This window comes from Roseimicrobium sp. ORNL1, assembly GCF_011044495.1.
Taxonomy (GTDB): domain Bacteria; phylum Verrucomicrobiota; class Verrucomicrobiia; order Verrucomicrobiales; family Verrucomicrobiaceae; genus Roseimicrobium.
In genome coordinates, this window is the sequence record NZ_CP049143.1 from 1,405,611 (window position 1) to 1,423,684 (window position 18,074).

The window sequence follows — 18,074 nt, forward strand, 5'->3', positions numbered from 1 at the left end:
GCTGGGCGGACAACGCGGGAATCACGCTCGACAGCTCGTCGCTGCGGGTGACCGGCTCCATGACCATGGACCTGGTGGAAAATGTGGGAGCCCTCACGGTGAAGGGTGGCTCCGGTGTCGTGGTCCAGCGGGGTACGCAGGCGCGTTACATGCAGATCAATTTCGCGAGCCTTGTCCGCGGCGCCAATGCCACGCTGACACTTCAGGGACTGGCCCAGGCCAACCACAACAGCGCCGCTACTTTGGGCACGGCCGGTATGCTGGGTACGGACGAGCGCATTTCCGTGACTGGCGGCGTGCCGGTAGTCAACAACATGGTGGCCCCATGGATTTGGAATGCCGTGGATGGACAGTTTGTCACGTATGGTCCCAACGGGTTTGTGAATGCCGGGTGGAGCGTTTCCTCTACCTCGACGACGCCCACTGGCGCCATTGCGGCAGCCACGGATCGTCTCCTGATGACGGCAACCAATCCGGTGCTTTCGAGCGGTCCGCTGAGCGTGTGGGCGCTGCGTTATGACTCGGTGAACAACTCCACCGCCTCCATCTGGACCGCCACCAATCAGGCCACAGACGTGCTGAACATCGGCAGTGGTGGTGTGATTGCCGGCGGCGGTGAGAGTGTCGCGCTGCACCTGAATACGGTCTACGGCGGGGGCACGGGCGAGGCGATCTTCCACGTCGTCAACGCAGCCGCTGAGGTGACAACGCTGTTCATCGGCAACAGCTCGAACAACGCCACCGGCCAGATTTCCGCCTCGTCGATCATCAAGGACGGACAGGGCATTCTTTCACTGGAAGTCCCCCAGTCCACCTTCACGGGCAATGTGGTGCTGAATGCCGGTACGCTGGCGGTGCGCAACTTCGCCACGACCGATACTGCGGCCACCAATACGGCGGCGGGCAATGGCGGCACGATCATCATCAACGGTGCGGGTGCGACGCAGAATGGCACGGGTGCCACCCTGCAGCTCCGCGCACGTGGCTCGGCGAACAACGTGTTCGTGGACATTCCCAATCACATCCTGATCGGGGAGAACAATCCGCTCGCCCTGATTGATGTGAACCAGAGCAGCACCACCACCGGAGTCATGATTCGCGCGGCGAGTTTGACCTTCAGTGGCATCACGGGAGCGGACGCCACTCCTGAGAGCCGTGAGCAGGGCCAGACCCTCCAGGTCTCGGGCGGGAACAACTTCTCCTTCGGTGTTCTTGGGACCACGAACCTCGGCCCCAGCGGGAACGTCTTCTTCCGCACGGAAAACTCAGGCGCCAACATTGTGCTGTTTGGTGAAGTGACCGGCGCGGGTACCCTGGTTCGCGCCCAGCAGATCGTCACTGGCCTCAATCCGGTGCCGACCATGATCCTGGCCAACACGACCACGGCGAACACCTACACAGGTGGCACCATTCTCATGGGTGGTACCATGGAAGTCCGGGCGAAGTCCTCCACCTCGACCAACACCACAAACGCCACCACGGCGCTGGATCGCGGTGGCTTTGGCACGGGTGATGTCACCCTCCTTGGCGGTCAGTTGAACCTGAGGGTGGATGGCAATGTCACCGGGACCAATCGTGAGCGCTTCACGATGGCGAACAACTTCATCGTGCGCGGCAGCTCCACGATTGATCTCAACCAGATCGCCACGGCAGCGGCGATGGGCTCGCCCGGCGGCGGTGTGGGTGGTACGACCAAGCACGTGCGCATTGCTTCATTGGACATTGGTTCCCAAACGCTCACCGTACAGACAGGCAACAGCTATGTGGCGGAGTTTGGCAGCGTCTTGCTGCGCGGTACCGCGACCTTGAACAACACGCAGGACTTGGTGCTCTACGGGGTGAAGGATGGCTCCAGCGGCACCGACAAGGCTGGCCTCTACCTCATCAAGAACGGTGGTGGGGTGCTTTGGGTGAATGACGCCACCAGCACTCTCAGCGGTGGTATCGTGGTGAACGCTGGCCAGCTTCGCTTCGGTGACAACGCCGCGGCTAATCCGAACGCCATGATTGGCACCGGTCTCATCCGGGTGAACAACGGCGCCGTCGTTCGTCTGGAAGGCCCGGGCAACCTGGCGAACCAGTCTGATCCGGTGAACATGCAGAAGATCCTGGTGAACAGCACTCCGCTGGTGATGTCCCGCGTCGACCTGCGCAACACGTCCATCACGCCGGACTTCCTCAATAACGATCTCCAGTTCATCCACGATGATTCGTCCGGTCTCCTTGGCATTGAAGGGACCTACGGGAACACCTTGAACATGTCGCTCATCGGCAATGGCCGCATGTGGCTGGCTGCGGACAACGGAGGGGGCACTTATTCCGCCACCTCGCTGGTCGCAGGTCTGGGCAACGTGTACAACGGTGACACCAATGAAATCTACCGTCTGGGTGGTGGTCAGCAGACCCTGAGCTTCACCGCGACGAGCAACAGCGTGCTGACGGGCCTCACTGCGAAAGTGTACGTCGGAAACCTGTCCACCAACGTGAACGGCAGCGTCGCCTTCAACAACACCAACGACTATGGTGGCGGCACCGTGGTGATGCCAAATTTTGGTGCTAGTACCAACACTGCCACAGCTATCATCACCACCGGTGGCGCCAATACCCCGCTGGGCTCGGGAGCAGTGGATGTGTTTGGCACGCTCACCGCCCGTGGCACGGCAGGTACGTTCGTCAATGGCACCGGCAGCGCGAACACCAATGTGATCAACCTGCATCCGGGTTCCATCCTGTCGTTGGACGGCAACTCCGGAACCGCAGGCAACAACAGCGACCGTTGGGCGGATTCCACAGGCATTGCGCTGAATGGCGCCACCTTCCTGTTCCAGTCTCAGTCGGGCACGGCGATTACCGAAACGGTGGGCGCCTTCACCTTTGAGCGTGGTTCCCGCATCAGCATCATCAATCCCGCCAGTCCCACCGCGGCCCAGATCCTCATCACTTCATCGCTCACCCGCGTGGGCGACGGTACGATGGTGTTTGTGCCAGGAGATACGTTCGGAACTTCGGCGAACAACACGGACAACCTGCGTATCGCCGGAGCACTGCCGGCGCTCTCCAACGGCATGATGGCCGGTTACTACATCAACGGATTCAGCAATAACTTTGTGACCATCGTGGATGTGGGCGGCAACAAGCAGGTGCAGGATGTCACCTACACGCAGACGGTGACCACCACGACCTTCCCGACCGGCCTCACGGCGGGCACGGATCGTGTGACGGTCAACTCGGTGAGCCCGGTGATGACCGATGACGCCGTGCTCTATGCCTTGCGCTTGAACAACGCCAGCCTGAGCAGCGGAGCCGGTCGCATCAATACCGTGACCTTCAAGGAAGCAGGGACTGAGATGGGTGGTCTGCTGGTCAGCGGTGGCAACCCGACCGTCAGCACCAACCTGAAGTTCGGCAGCGCCGGCAACAAGGAAGGCCTCATCTACATCGAGAACGGTCGCACCATGACCATGACCGCGGACATTGCGGCCAGCCAGGTCACGAAGTTCGGCACCGGTCTCCTGACCATCAGCAAGGATCAGATGACGTTCGATCAGACAGCCAGGGCGAACTTCAACTGGGTGGTCAATGAAGGCACCCTCCAGTTGAACACCTTTGGAGCGAGCGGCACCGGCGCCATCACACTGAACGGCCAGAACACCACGCTGAACCTGCGCGCCGTAAGCGCCAACCCGCTGAACACCGTCTACAGCATGTCGGCCATCAACGCGGTGAACTACAGCACCATCGATTGGGATTCCACCATCAGTGATGCCACGGCCACCATTGGCGCCATCAACGTGACCAACACCGGCACGGCGACGGGCGTGGGTGACGATGTTCCGGCCCACCTGCGGTTCAACTTCGCCAACAGCCGCCTGCGTAACTTCCTCAATACCGGGGTCATCACGCTCAACGGCACCACCGCCGTGGATGTGAACTGGGGCGCCAACACCACCAACGGTACCAACTCCGGCATCATCGCCGGAGGCCTGGCGGGAAGCAGCACGCTCCTCAAGTGGGGCAATGGCTACATGTACGTCCGTGGAAATAACAGCGGCTTCAGCGGCAAGGTCTTCATTGAACAGGGCGCAATCGGAGTCCTGAACAACGGCGCCCTTGGTACGGGAGCGGTCACCGTGCGCAAGTACGGTGTGCTCGACATTGGTGTGTCGAACTTCACTCCCACCAACAGCAGCATCACCTATGAAAAGGGTGGTATTGAGCGTTGGAGCGTGGACAGCGCCCGCAGCGGCACGGTGAACCTTGCCGGCGGCACTCTGCAAATCAATGCGGACCAGTCCAACACCAATGCGATCATCCAACTGAATGGCGGCGGCATCGAAGGCTGGATCACCCAGAGCGACGCAGCGTCCAACAACAACAACATCACCGGTGCGTACCGCACGGTGGGCAGTGGTGTGACCTTCCAGATTGCAGGCAGCTCCACAGTTGGCCAGAACCTGACGGATGGTATCAACGGCCTGGACAACGGCCGCTCACCCACCCAGAACTCGACGAACATCTATACCGGCACCAACGCCCAGTACTATGGAGTGATTCTCGAACTGAAGGGCAACATCTCCGGCAGCGGCTCGCTGACGAAGCAGGGCTACGACATTGTGACCCTCTCCGGTCAGAACACCTACACCGGCGGTACCACCGTCATGCAGGGCGTGCTCCGCACGGGTCGCACCAATGCAATGCCTGTGTCCGGTGACGTGACGACGATGAGCAACGGCGTGCTCGACCTCTACGGATTCAGCCAGACGATGCGCCACCTGCGCTCGCCGGCCTCGACGCTGGGAGATAACATGGGCTACGTGACCAACACTGGCACGGAGACGGTGAACCTGACGGTGGGCAACAACAGCACCCAGCACTTCACCTATGGCGGCACCGTCCAGAGCAACATCCGTCTGGTGAAGACCGGCAGCCATGTCTTCCGCGTCACCGCGCCGAACACCTATGTGGGCGGCACGCAGGTGAACGCCGGCTGGCTGGAAACGGCCAATACCTCCGGCTCCGGCACGGGCACCGGTACGGTCACCGTGAACAGCGGTGGCACCCTGGCGGGCGGCAACGCCGCCGGCACCACCGGCATGATCAGTGGCCTCGTAGTCCTGAACAACGGCGGCAGCCTGCAGCCTGGTGCGGTGACCATCACCGGGGCCCCGCTCACGGGCACCCCGGTCAGCCAGGGAGGCACCCTCAGCGTGGGCGCCCTTCAGTTGAGTGGTGGTTCCATCACCTTCCAGCTCGGCGCTCCTGCCAATGTCAACAATGACAAGATTGTCGTGACCGGTACGGACTTCGTGAGCGGTGCCGCGGTGCTGAACATCACTGCTGCCACATCGATCCTCATCGAGGAACTGCTGGCGAACAGCTTCACCTCCGGTTCCTACACCCTGATGACCTACGCGAATGGCACTCGCAACGGCTTCAGCAATCTGACGCTGGGCACGACGACCATTCTCAACACCAACGGCTTCTTCTCGCTGTCACTGGTGGATGACTTGGCCAATGAACGCATTCTCCTCAATGCAGTGGTCAACAGTGCCACCGGACTCCGCTGGAACCAGCCGGTGGGTTCGGATGGCATCTGGGATACCAACTCGCATACGCCGAAGAACTGGCTCAACCCGAGCGCGGTCGCTTCCGATTGGGTGCAGCCGGGCTTCGACGCCATCTTCGATGACACGGCGGTGGGAACCACCCCGGTGGTGCAGGGCACGGTGACTCCGGTTTCAGTGCAGTTCCAGAACAGCACCAAGGATTACACCATCAGTGGCACGGGCATCATCGCTGGCAGCGGTACCTTCAGCAAGACGGGCTCCGGCAAGGTGACCATCAACATGGGCTCCAACACCTTCACCGGTGGGTCGACCCTGAGCCTGGGCACGGTGCAGTTTGGCGCGAGCACCACGGTGGTCGCCGGAGCTATCACGCAGGGTCCTCTGGGCACCGGCACGATTGCGCTGAATCCGACGGGCACCCTTACCCTCCAGGCGGATGCCTCGGATCGTACCCTCGCCAACAGCGTCACGGTGGGTGGCTCGGGCGTCGTGAACTTCGCCACGAACGGTGGTGGAAAGCTCATCTTCAGCAATCAGGTTGCCGCAAACAACCTCACCTTGGGAGTGAATTCGGAATTCAACGTCGCTACGGGAGCCAGTGTGGCCTTCCAGATGCCGATTGTGAGCGCCGGGTTTGACCTGACCAAGTCTGGCAATGGCATCATGGAGCTCGCGAGCGCCAATACCTTCAATGGCAAGCTGATTGTGGCGGACGGTGAACTGCGGACCACGGCGGCAAATGCGCTCAACAGCACCACCAACGTGACGGTTGCTCCGTCCACGGCCGGGGATACCGCCACGTTGAACCTCAATGGCAACAGCAACTCGGTGTCCAGCCTGACTCTGGGTGGAGCCACGGGCAGCACGGCAGTGGTGAACACCGGCGCCGGCACGCTCAACCTGACTGGCAGCGTCACTTACGACGCCACCAACAACGCCGGTTCGGCCACCATCAACGGCAACGTGAACCTTGGAGCCGCCAACCGCACGTTCGATGTGGGTGACAGCACCAACGCGACCGCGGGAGAGTTGATTGTGAATGCCCCGATTGGCAGTACCGGCGGCGGTGTCGTCAAGAATGGCGCCGGCGTGATGGTTGTGACCGGAGCGAATACCTACACGGGTGGCACGACGGTGAACGACGGCACCTTCCAGGTGAACGGCAGCGTCTCCTCCGCAGTGACGGTGAACAAAGCCGGCGGCAGCCTCTCGGGAGGCAACGCTGCAGTGCTGGCGGGTAATGGCACCGTCAACAGCAATGTCACCGTGGGTCAGGCGGGAGGGGTCGGCATCGTGAAGCCGGGCACCACCGGCGGAGCGGATCGCGGCACCTTGACGGTGGCTTCGATGACCGTGAATAACGGCTCGCAGATCCAGCTTGGCGTCAGGAGCCCGACGCTGAATGACTCGGCCTTCTTCAACGCCATCAAGAACGGCACCACTGCCTCAGCCTCGGCCTGGCTTACCACGGATCCCAATGCGGCAGCCCACCTTGCGGCCTGGGATGTGAATCCGAGCGTTCCTACGAACTATGACTTCATCGAGGTCACCGGCGCCCTGTCCCTTGGTGACAGCGGTACCCACGCTTGGGGTGAGGGCACGGTGGTTATCTTCAATGAAGGCTACTCCGCTGGTCTGGGAGATGTCTTCAACCTGCTCGACTGGTCCGGCGCGCTGGGTGGTCTCTTTGCCACCGGTGCCTTGCACCTTGATGCCAATACGAACCAGATTTCCGGAGACCTCGACCTGCCGACGCTGGGCAGCAACCTCAAGTGGGACGTCTCCGCCTTCGCCAGCCACGGCATCCTGGCGGTGGTGCCGGAACCCGGCCGCGCACTGCTTCTGGTGTTCGGTTTTGCCGCCCTCCTGCTGCGCCGCCGCCGGAACAAATAACCACCTGCAAAAAGCACGGTGGCGTGAGGTACTCCAACCCCACGCCACCGCTTGAATATCAACAAGATTTTTTCCCTGACTGCCACCGCTTGGACATCGAAGACACCGGGGTGTTTGAAGCTGCCCTAAACTAAATATTTCCCCCAGATTTGGGTGGTAGAATTGGCTTGTCTTTGGGCGAGGAAGTCGTCATAAATGGCACTACGAAGCATTTACAATGAAAATCCCCCCCTTTTCATTAACTTGCCGCAAAGGACTCGTAGTCGGCGGTATGGCCATCTTTTCAGCGTTTGGGCAGATTGGAGCCCAGATTCTCGACTGGCATGTGAATCCATCAAACCCGAGCGTTTCCATTGAGTGGAACGCCTCCGCGATCCCGGGCTCTCCAACGACAGCAGCGCCGTATTACGGATGGTTCAACACGCAGACCAATGCCTTTGGTACCTACACGGGCGCAGGCTTGGCTGGTGGCGTCGGTACCATTGCGAACCTGTCGCGTGACCTTGGCGGGAATGCCACGGTTACCATCAACTCGCCTGTGACCATGGGCATGCTCTTGCTGGGGGACCTGAGTGGCACGAGCACTTATACCCTGGGTGGGACCAGCACGCTGACGTTCAATACGGGCAACAGTTCCCACTCTCTTTTGAACAAGGTGCTTGGCGGTGGGGATACCCTCAGTGTTGCCAACGTCGCCATTGTCGGTGCATTGGACATCAACACCAACGTTGGCACAATCAGCTCGACCTCGGCGTTCAGTGGCACAGGGCCGGTGAACTTTTTTGGCAATGGCACCATCGCATTGCGTGGAAACAGCGATGCCCTTACAGGCACGGCCACGCTCTACGGGTGGAACAGCACCAGCACGACCGCGCGAGTTCGACTGGGAGCGAGTGCGGGCAATGCCCTCGGGGGAAATGTCGTGATTGGCCAGGGTACGCGGGACTACGCAGGCTATGCCGTGCTGGAGCTTGACTCCGCTCGCACGTACTTCGACCAGCTCGACAACAACGCCCAGCTCCGGTTCGACGGTCAGGGTGGACGCAACGCCTACTTCAAGATGATGGGCGGCAATGAAGAGGTGGGCAGCATCTGGGCCCCAGAAGGCACCTCGGTGATCGAGAACGTGGAATCCGAAGTGATCAACACGAACTCCATCCTCACCATCGGGACGAACAACTCGAATTCTTATTTCAATGGCCACATCCGCAGCCGCGCCAGCGGTGCCGGCACCGGCCTCTTGGGCATTACCAAAAATGGTACAGGCACGCTCACGCTGGTGGGCGGTGAAATCCGTTATGGCGGCCCCACCATCATCAATGCCGGGCGCGTGATCCTGCAGGACACCAGTCGCTTCGACAGCAACGTTTCGAATTCGGGCACCCTGGAAATTCGCACAAACTCGGATGTCTTCATGATGTTCGACTACACTGACAACGGCGGTACCGGAAGCATCGTAAAGAGTGGCACGGCTGCACTGATGCTGGGGCAAGGGTCACGCACCGGCAACATCCGGCAGACCACGAATCCGAACGAGATTCTCAACCTGCATGATACCACTGGCATTGACATCGGCATGCGCATCACAGGAACGGGCATTCCGGCCGGCACCACCGTGATCGGCAAGACGGCGAACAGCATCACTCTCAGCAACCCGATCACCCCCGGGACTGCCAATGCTGACAATGCCACCTTCACTTTCTACCGTCAGGATGCGTATGTCTTCAATTCCGCGTTTCGTGTGCAGAGCGGCACGTTGAACGTGAATGTGCAGACCGCGTTCAATGGCGGCCTGATCCTCACCGGGGGATCGCATATCGCCTTCAACCCTTCGGCGAACACGACGACCAATCAATCGTTCGGCGGTGGCAATAGCACGGTAGCTGGCCTGTCCCAGACCGAAGGTGGTTCCGCCCTCTTTAACGTCGCCGGGGTGAACGTCACCGGGAATGCGTTGTTTGATGATTATGCCGGAGCTCAGGATATCGCGATGGTCGATATCTCTGCCGCGACCAGCTTTGGAGGCACTTTCACCTCCAAGCGGCGTGAAGTGGACGTGAAGGCGGCCACCACCTTTGCCAATGGTTCCAACATCTTTCTTGAGGGCAGTGTGGGTGGTACCAACGTAACCGGGACCACCATCCCCAACTCCTCGGGGATCCAGACGCTTTCCAACATCTTTTCCGTCAGAAACAACGGGGCTCTGCTCCTCCCCGCCGGTACGGCGAACATCAACCTCAACGGCAGCTACTTCATCATCGACAACAGCGGGGTGAACATGGGGGACCGTGTGGCCAATGGATTCAACTTCGTCTCCAACGGCGGGGTGCTGCGCTACTTCCACGCCAATAACGATACCAACTATTCCGAAACGCTGGGGGCCTTCACCCTCAACAGCAGCACGCTGATCATTGAAACTTCCCGATCGAACACCGGATTCACCAGCACGCTGACCCTGGGCAGCCTGACCCGGGCAAACAACTCCTTCTCCACGGTACAATTCCTCAGCAACGACGGAACGGCAAATACCTTCGTGGGAGGCAGTTTGGGCACGGCTCAGAACAAGGTGCTCATCGCGAACAAGGCGGCGGACGAGGCATTCATGGGATCTTGGGTGACCGTACTGTCGCGGGTGGGTACCACCAACGTGCTGGAATGGGCCAAGTATGACTATGACGCCAATTCGGCTATCGCAACGGGGGTCACCCCATTTGTCGATGCTGATTATGCACTCAACACCGGTGAGGGTACGTGGGCTGCGGGGCAGAACATCAAGCTCCGTGCCAATGGAGCCAATGCCGCCGCCACGTTGACAGCGGCCAGGACCATCAACTCCCTGAATATGCAGAGCCAGTCCGCCAACTCGGTGACGCTTACCTTGGGGAATACCGCCACCACTGCCTACACCCTAAAAATCGGCAGCGGCGGCATCATTGCCTCAGGTCTCAACAACGCAGCCATTAACACCGTAAACAACACCACGGGAATCGGCAGGTTGATGGGTGGATTGATGGCTGATGGTACCTATCAATTGATTACGACCGTCCAAAATGATGGCGGCAACGTCCGTGACTTGACGATTACGGCGGTCATTGCCGACTTTGATAACCTTACCTCGAATGCCACTTCGCTTGTAAAAGCGGGCACGGGCAGATTGCTCCTTGGTTCCACGACCTCCACGTTGCACCAGAACAATACCTATAGTGGTGGCACTTATATCAACGGTGGCGCCCTCCTCTTGCGTGCGCCCAATGCCGGGACCGAACTGGATGGACTTCTGGGTGCCACTGGCAAAGCGGTGACCCTCAATGGGGGCACCCTGCGCATCGTGGACAGCAGCTTCAATATCACGGCGAGCGCGGCGCTGGCCCGTACGTTCCGAATTGGTGAATTCGGTGGTGTGATTGAAGTGGATAATCCGGCGGGCGGACCGAGGATATTCAACCTTGTGGGTGCGGTGACTGGCATCAGTGGGGCGGCTACCCAAGGGGTTCTCAGCAAGACTGGGGCGGGCAATTTGAATGTGACTAGTGCTGGAAACAATCTGGCTGGCGGCTTCTACCACAGCCTGGGGACAACGACGTTCACTGGTGGCGGGAACATTTTTGGCTTTCTCTATCACGACGGTGGTGACCTGACGATCAGCGGGAGCGGCAACCAGATTGGCCGGCTGCGCTTTGAAGGTGGGAACCTGACCATCAGCGGCACGACGTTCGCGACCAGCGCGACGAACGAGAATATGCAGGCCCTTGCCTCGTCCGGGGGGTCTAATTTGCGCTTTCTGAACAACAACGTGATCAACCGTGAGCTTCGTATTTCCGGGGCGGACGTGATTTTCGGGGATGCGGCGAATCAGCTCGGTTCTCAAAACATCTATACCCCCTCCGCCGTTGTCATGACTACGGGGTCCCTTGAAATTGCGTCTCTGAACGGCCTTGTTAAGAGCGTTTTGGGAGAACGCATGATTGAGTCGCTCACACTGGGTGACGGAACGCTCCGGTTTTCCACCACTTCTGGGACGGACTATGATTTTACGTTGAAATCGCTGACCGGAAACGTCGCGTCGGTCATCGAAAACATTGGGACGGATGATGTGAACCTGGTCATCGAAAGTGACTTGAATCTTACCTTTAGTGGGAAGCTTCAAGAGGGCTTTTCGGGGGGGAAACTTGGATTGACAAAGAAGGGGCTGGGAATGCTGACCCTGAGCAATGACGAAAGTGCCTTCTCGGGCCCTACCGTGGTGGAGGGGGGCGTGCTCAATTCAACGAATCTTAACGGTCTGGAAGTTCCCGGTGCGGATCAGGGCAACGCTGCGCTTTTTGTCCTCAAGAACGGCACTGCATTCCGGTATTCGGGAAGCTCTGCCGGGTTCTTTGATCGTAACTTGACCGTTGGAGCAGGTGTTGAAGGAGTGAGCTTCGTCGCTGCGGGTACAGGCAGCACTTCCGCTCAAACGCGCGCTGCAGTATTCGAAATCGACGGGTTTGGGGACTGGAACATGGCGTTTACCGGCGCCGGAAGCGCACACATTATTCTCACGGGGTCCAACACGGGTGACAACCTGTTCAACATCGGGATCGGCGACAATGGTGCGTCATCTACCTCGCTGACGAAAACCGGTGTTGGAACGTGGGTGATGGAGAGGGAGTTTAATACCTATACCGGCACCACGACCATCATGGCGGGAACGCTGGCGGTGGCCGCTGATGGTGCCTTTGGCGCAGCTGGTGGGCCCGCCGTTCGTCTTGCGGGTGGCACCTTGGAGTTGAGGGATGTGAATTACAGCACTCTGGAAACGCTGGCGATGGAAGGTGGCGTTCTGGCGGCACTCACGGGAACGAACACGTGGGCGGGTGACATTGTGCTCGGCATGAGCAGCACGATCAACGTCGCCACCGGTGCCAGCCTGACGATCGGCAATCTCACTGGTCGCGGCGGTCTCACCTTCCAGGGCGAAGGCACGCTGGTTTTTGATGGAAACAACTATCCGACGTCTCCCGCTCTGCCGAATGGATACGGCTACGGTGGTATCACCGTGCAGGCGGGCACTTTGGTCCTCCGCTACCACAACAATCTTGAAAACAAGCTGCCCAACAGCGGCCTGAACTTGGGCGGTGGTCGACTTGGGGCTACGCTTCACATTGCGAATGCCACGGGCTTCACCACGCTGACCGAGGATGACGTGTCTGGCACAACTCTTTCCTCCGGTGCGCATAAGATCACGCGTGACGCCAACGCGAGCAACATCTACTTGAAGATGAACGCCCTGAGCCGCCAGATTGGTTCCACCTTGGAACTGGGCGGGGACAACATCATCACGACGGACCTGCTGAACGTCAACTTCATCCTCGGTGGCTGGGCCACGGTCCTGATGCCGGATGGCAGTGTGAGCTGGGCTATCAATAGCGGCGTCGTGCAGAACAACGTCCTTCAGGACAATCGCGCGCTTGCCACCGTCCCCGGCTTTGGGGTAGGTGACGGCCTGGTGCGTGGCATGGCGGCTTCGATGTACACGGTGGACCAGTGGGGCCGGGAGGACTCGGGCCCCTTCGTTGGGTTCCTTCGCAACACGGATGTGGTGAACGGTGGCTCGTACACCAATAAGGACACCAATACGCTGCGCTTCAATGCAGATTCATCGCCGATTGTGAATCTGACCGGGGTCAACACCGTGATGACTGGTGGTATCCTGGTCACGCCAAAGGTGGGGGGCTCAGGAGTCGCCAGGTATCCGAAGATCCAGGGCGGCACCATCACCGCAGGCGCGAATGCTTTCGGCAGCGATTTGCTAGTGCACCAACAATCCGAGAACGGCGTGTTTGAGATTGCCTCAGTGATTGCCAACAATCCTGCCATCGGCCACAAGGTCGACAACGTCACCTTTACGAACGGCAGTCGTATCGTGGGCATCCCGGCTGGGGAGATTGCCAATCTGTATCCTGGCATGCAGGTGACAACGGGGACGGCCTCAGCGCCGAATGTTCCCGCCGGCACCTACATTGTCGCGGTGGACAGGGACAACAATACCATCACGCTCAGCTCCAACGTGTCTGGAAGCAGCACCACCGTGACGCTGCAGTTCAACCGGCTCAATGGTACCATTTCCAGTGGCACTAATACCGTGCTGAATCTCTCTGCCAACTATGTCACGACGGGCTTGTACGTGGGGATGTTTGTGACGGGCCCTGGGATTGCGGCAGGCACGACCATCACCGCCGTCAACAGCTCCACTCAGGTCACCCTGAGTACGGGTGTCAGCGGTGGCAGCAGCGGGTTCTATGAGTTCAACCCGAACAATGGTCTGGTGAAGAACGGCGCGGGAATCCTCCTGCTGACGGGATTGAACACCTACACCGGTCCCACGGTGATCAATGAGGGCACGCTGGCGATTCTCTCCGTCTCGAACGGCGGGGTGGCCAGTTCACTCGGAGCGTCCTCTGTGGCCGCGGGCAACCTCATCTTCAATGGTGGCTCCCTGTTGTTTGCAGGAGAGGTCGGCTCGACCGACCGCGGTTTTACCAACAACAATGAAGCGCTCTTCGACGTCATGCGCGCTGCTTCCACCCTGACCATGACAGGGGGCGTGGCCACTGCTTCGTCTATCTCGGAGTACGTCCTGAGGAAGCAGGGTTCGGGCACGCTGGTCCTTGGCGGCGCCATGTCCGGATTCGGGCATACGAGACTCGTCGCGGAGGATGGTACGCTCCGTGTACTGCTGACCGCGAACGATCGCTATGCGCGCGCCGATCTTTCTGCCTTGGAAGTTTCCGGAGGCACCTTTGAAGTCTATGGCAGCACGGGAAGCTTTTCTCAGACGATGCCGAAGCCACTGACCATCGGTGCTGGGGCTTCCACGATCCGAGTGACCTCCGAAGGCTCCGGCACGTCCATGACCTTGGTTTTGGGGGATGGCACGGAAGACGTGGTGCGGTATTCCGGCAGCACGGTGTACTTCGAGGAGAATCCCACCCTCAATGGTGTTCCTACGGTCAACGGTGGTGTTGCAAACATCCGCCTCTGGCTGCCAACGATCTACTCCAACGTCATCCTTCCCTGGGCGGTGTATCGGGACACCTCGAATCTCAGCCAGCTGGGGGTGAATGAATTCGCCACGTCGGTTCCCAACCTGTCTGCCAACGGGGTCGGCGAAATTGTCTCCGCCAACTCTGCGTTCCTCCACAACATTGGCACCAACAATGAGGTTGGCGGCGCCGCGAATGCGGCGAGCTGGAACGGTTCGATCGCAAATCCAAGTGAAAGCGATTCTCCCAACCAGAACTTCGCTGGTACGACCGTGGGGGCTGCTCGAGTGCAAACGCTCAGATTCTTCTCCGCAACTGCCGACAGTACGGTCACCATTGGCAGCACCTTCTTGATTGAGCGTGGCGCCATTTTGATGGCCAATCATATCGGCAACCACGACAAGGTCATCACGGGTGGGACCATCACGAGCGGTCTGACTTCAAATACGCTGGGGGTAGTTGACCTCATCATCCACAACTACAATCCAGCCAATGACTTTGTCATTGACTCGCAGATCGTAAACAATACTTCCCAGACCAAGATCCTGGCTCTGGTGCAGTCGGGCACGGGTACGACCACGCTGACCCATGCAAACAACACCTACACCGGGGCCACTTATATTACCGGTGGGGTGCTCCGGGTGGATCAGGCTGGCTCGCTTTCCGCAAACAGCAACCTGGTGCTGGACGGAGGTGTGTTGGGCTTGAATCATGGGACCACCTTCACCCGGACGTTGGGTACGGGTGCTGGTCAGGTGCAATTCACAGGCAGTGGTGGTTTCGCAGCTTATGGAGCCAATCGCACGGTGAGCCTGAATTCCGGCGCAGCCCTTACGTGGGGTCTGGGTGGATTTGTGCCCGGCAGCGACATGCTCCTGCTTGGCTCGCACGATGCGACGCACACGCTTATTTTCACCAACGCGATCGACCTGGGTCGTTTCTTCCGTGTGGTGCAGGTGAACAATGGTGGTGCCCAGGTGGAGGCGGACATGACGGGAAACCTCTCGGGCCCCGGCGGCAGCATCATCAAGACAGGGACCGGCACGCTCAAGCTTTCCGGCACCAACACCTACACTGGGCCTACGGTGGTCGCCAACGGCACCCTTATTGTGAATTCGGCCTCCAACCTGGGCACTACCGGGGTGGAACTGGGCACCACGATTGAAAGCAGCACGGATTCAACGGCGATTCTGCAGCTGGCCGGTACTGTTGCCAATCCTGACGTCATGAATCTGCCCATCACCGTGGGTAACAAGAACTCGGAAAGCATCAATATGGTGCAGACCCAGGATGACTTCAACATTACCGGTACGGTGACCATCAACCGTACTGGCGCCATGGGGCGCACGTTCATTGCTCCCAATGCCAACACGACTGCCACGTTCTCGAACATCACGGGCACGGGTGGCATCACGGTCATGGAGAGAAGTTCGGGTGCTGGCGAGGGCACGGTGGTTCTGGCAGGTGCAAATACCTATGGTACCGGCGCAGGGTACACCGGACCGGGCACGGCAATCTCCGGTGGTACTGTGGTACGCGAAGGGCGCGTGCTTCTGCGCAATTCGGGTGCACTCGGTGGCACTACGGTTGAGTTGGGTGACTCCCGCACCGTGAAAACCGATGTGAAGTGGGCGACCAATGAGCGCTCGATCACGGCCTTGGGCGGCTTCTTCGATGCAGACAGCGATGGTATCGGTCTCAGCGGTGGTCCTGGCGGATTCCACCGGTTGAGCCCCGCGATCTTCGAGGGTACTGTGGCTATCAATGATCGCATACTGATCAAGGATGAGCTTGGGAATCCCGAACTCAACGGGATTTATCGGGTGGCTTCATTCAACGTGGACGACGGAACGGTCAACTTGGTGCGGGCCGACGACTTCGATCAAGCGGCTGAGATGCTGTATGGTTCCACGGTCACCGTGACCAATCCTTCCTCTCCGCAAAATGGCACCACCTGGTTCATGGCGGCGCCGAATGTGACCACGCCGAACCAGGCGGATACGGATCCCACGATCTGGCTTTCCACCGCAATCGACAACAACATCAGCCTGTTGGCGGACGCTGCAGGCATCGTGGTCACGAATGCAATCGACATCAATGCGACCAACGGTGCCGGTACGACGACCGTGGGCGGTTCCTCCGCGCTGACTTCCGGTACCGCCGAGTTCAGCGGCGCAGTTACGCTGCAGAACGTTGTCAACGGTACGGGTGAGACCAAGACCCTGACCGCCACCTCGTCCACGACGACGAATGACGGCATCAAGTTCTCCGGAATCATCGGTGAAGGCGCGGCTGAGGACACCCTCTCGATCAACAAGACGGGCACAGGTCGAGTAACTCTGAGTGGCGCCAATACCTACAAAGGTACCACGACGGTGTCGCAAGGCTACCTGCGCGCTTCCAGCAACAATGCGCTGGGCGGCACGGGATCCCAAGGCACCACGGTGGCCGATGGAGCGACGCTGGAATTGACCGGAAATATCACCATCCCGAGCACCGAGACTCTTACCATCTCCGGTACTGGAGTGGGGAACGGCGGCGCGCTGCGCAACGTCTCTGGCGACAACTTCTACAATGGTGCTGTGCAACTGGCCGCCGATGCGCGGATCAATTCCGATGCCGGGACGCTCACGTTGGGATTCACCCCCAACTCGGTGACGGGCACCAACAAAAACCTCACTGTCGGCGGAGCTGGCAAGGTGGTTATGGCGGGAGCCGTTTCCTTGGGAACTGGTTCGGTGACCAAGGATGGAGCGGGTACTCTGGTTTTCAGTGCCAGCAACACCTACTCCGGTGGCACCACGGTGAGTGGGGGTGTCCTGGAAGTGAACAATCCCGTCGGCGGATCGGGCACGGGCACGGGTAACATCAACGTGACGAGTGGCACTCTTGGAGGCAATGGCTACATCGCCCCGACCGCCATCGCCGGCACCAGCATCACCATTGCCGCAGGTGCCAATCTGTCCGTGGGCCAAACCGGTACCGGTCCGGTCGAGACGCTCAACATCGGCCTCTCTGGCAGCACGCTCGTGCTGGCTGGCACGCTGCGAGTGGACATGTACGCGAATGAAGCCGGCCTCACGGCGACGGAAATGGATCGTCTTGTCTTCACCGGCACTGGCTCGGTGAACCTGACGGGCTCCAGCTTGGTAATTGGCAACATCAACAACCTCCTGGAGTCGGCCTTGACGGTCGGAAGCCAGTGGCAGCTCATCGATTGGGGTGGTTTGGCCGTGGTGGGAACCTTCTCCAACCTTACCAGCACGAGCATTCCCGACCTTCCGACCCTCACTGGGGGCAAGATGTGGGATTTCTCCCAGCTTTATACTACGGGTGTGATCGGCATTACCGTGGTTCCCGAACCGGGCAGGGCAGTGTTGTTGCTGGTAGGACTTGGCCTTATGGTCATGCGCCGCCGGCGGACTATGAAGGCCTAAATTGAGCGTTCGCCACGCTTGCAGAATCAAAGTGAGTGATTCTAAAGCAAGTTCGGATGCTGCAATTACAATGTATGTATATTTTCATTGACGGCTTTTGTCGTTTCTGATTGAATTGCGATTAATCGGGGCCCTGTCTCCGCACGTCTCTC

General features: G+C 59.5%; 2 protein-coding genes (1 of these 2 only partly in view). Both read left to right on the forward strand.

All coding sequences use genetic code 11. The features are described 5' to 3' along the window. A protein-coding gene (locus G5S37_RS05575; RefSeq protein WP_165201647.1) for an autotransporter-associated beta strand repeat-containing protein crosses the window boundary here: on the forward strand, window positions 1–7,460 show its 3' end. 22,660 nt of this gene lie to the left of the window's left edge; the window shows 7,460 of its 30,120 coding nt (coding positions 22,661–30,120); its start codon lies beyond the left edge, outside the window; the stop codon is at window positions 7,458–7,460. 271 nt (window positions 7,461–7,731) lie between these two features. Further along, the gene (locus G5S37_RS05580; RefSeq protein WP_165201649.1) at window positions 7,732–17,922 is read left to right on the forward strand and encodes an autotransporter-associated beta strand repeat-containing protein; all 10,191 of its coding nucleotides are present in this window, start codon (window positions 7,732–7,734) and stop codon (window positions 17,920–17,922) included. Window positions 17,923–18,074: the final 152 nt, after the last annotated feature.

What these genes read in the sequence shown, in the direction of transcription:
- G5S37_RS05580 (WP_165201649.1), top strand. Translation starts at nt 7,732, where the DNA reads ATGGCCATCTTTTCAGCGTTTGGGCAGATTGGAGCCCAGATTCTCGAC.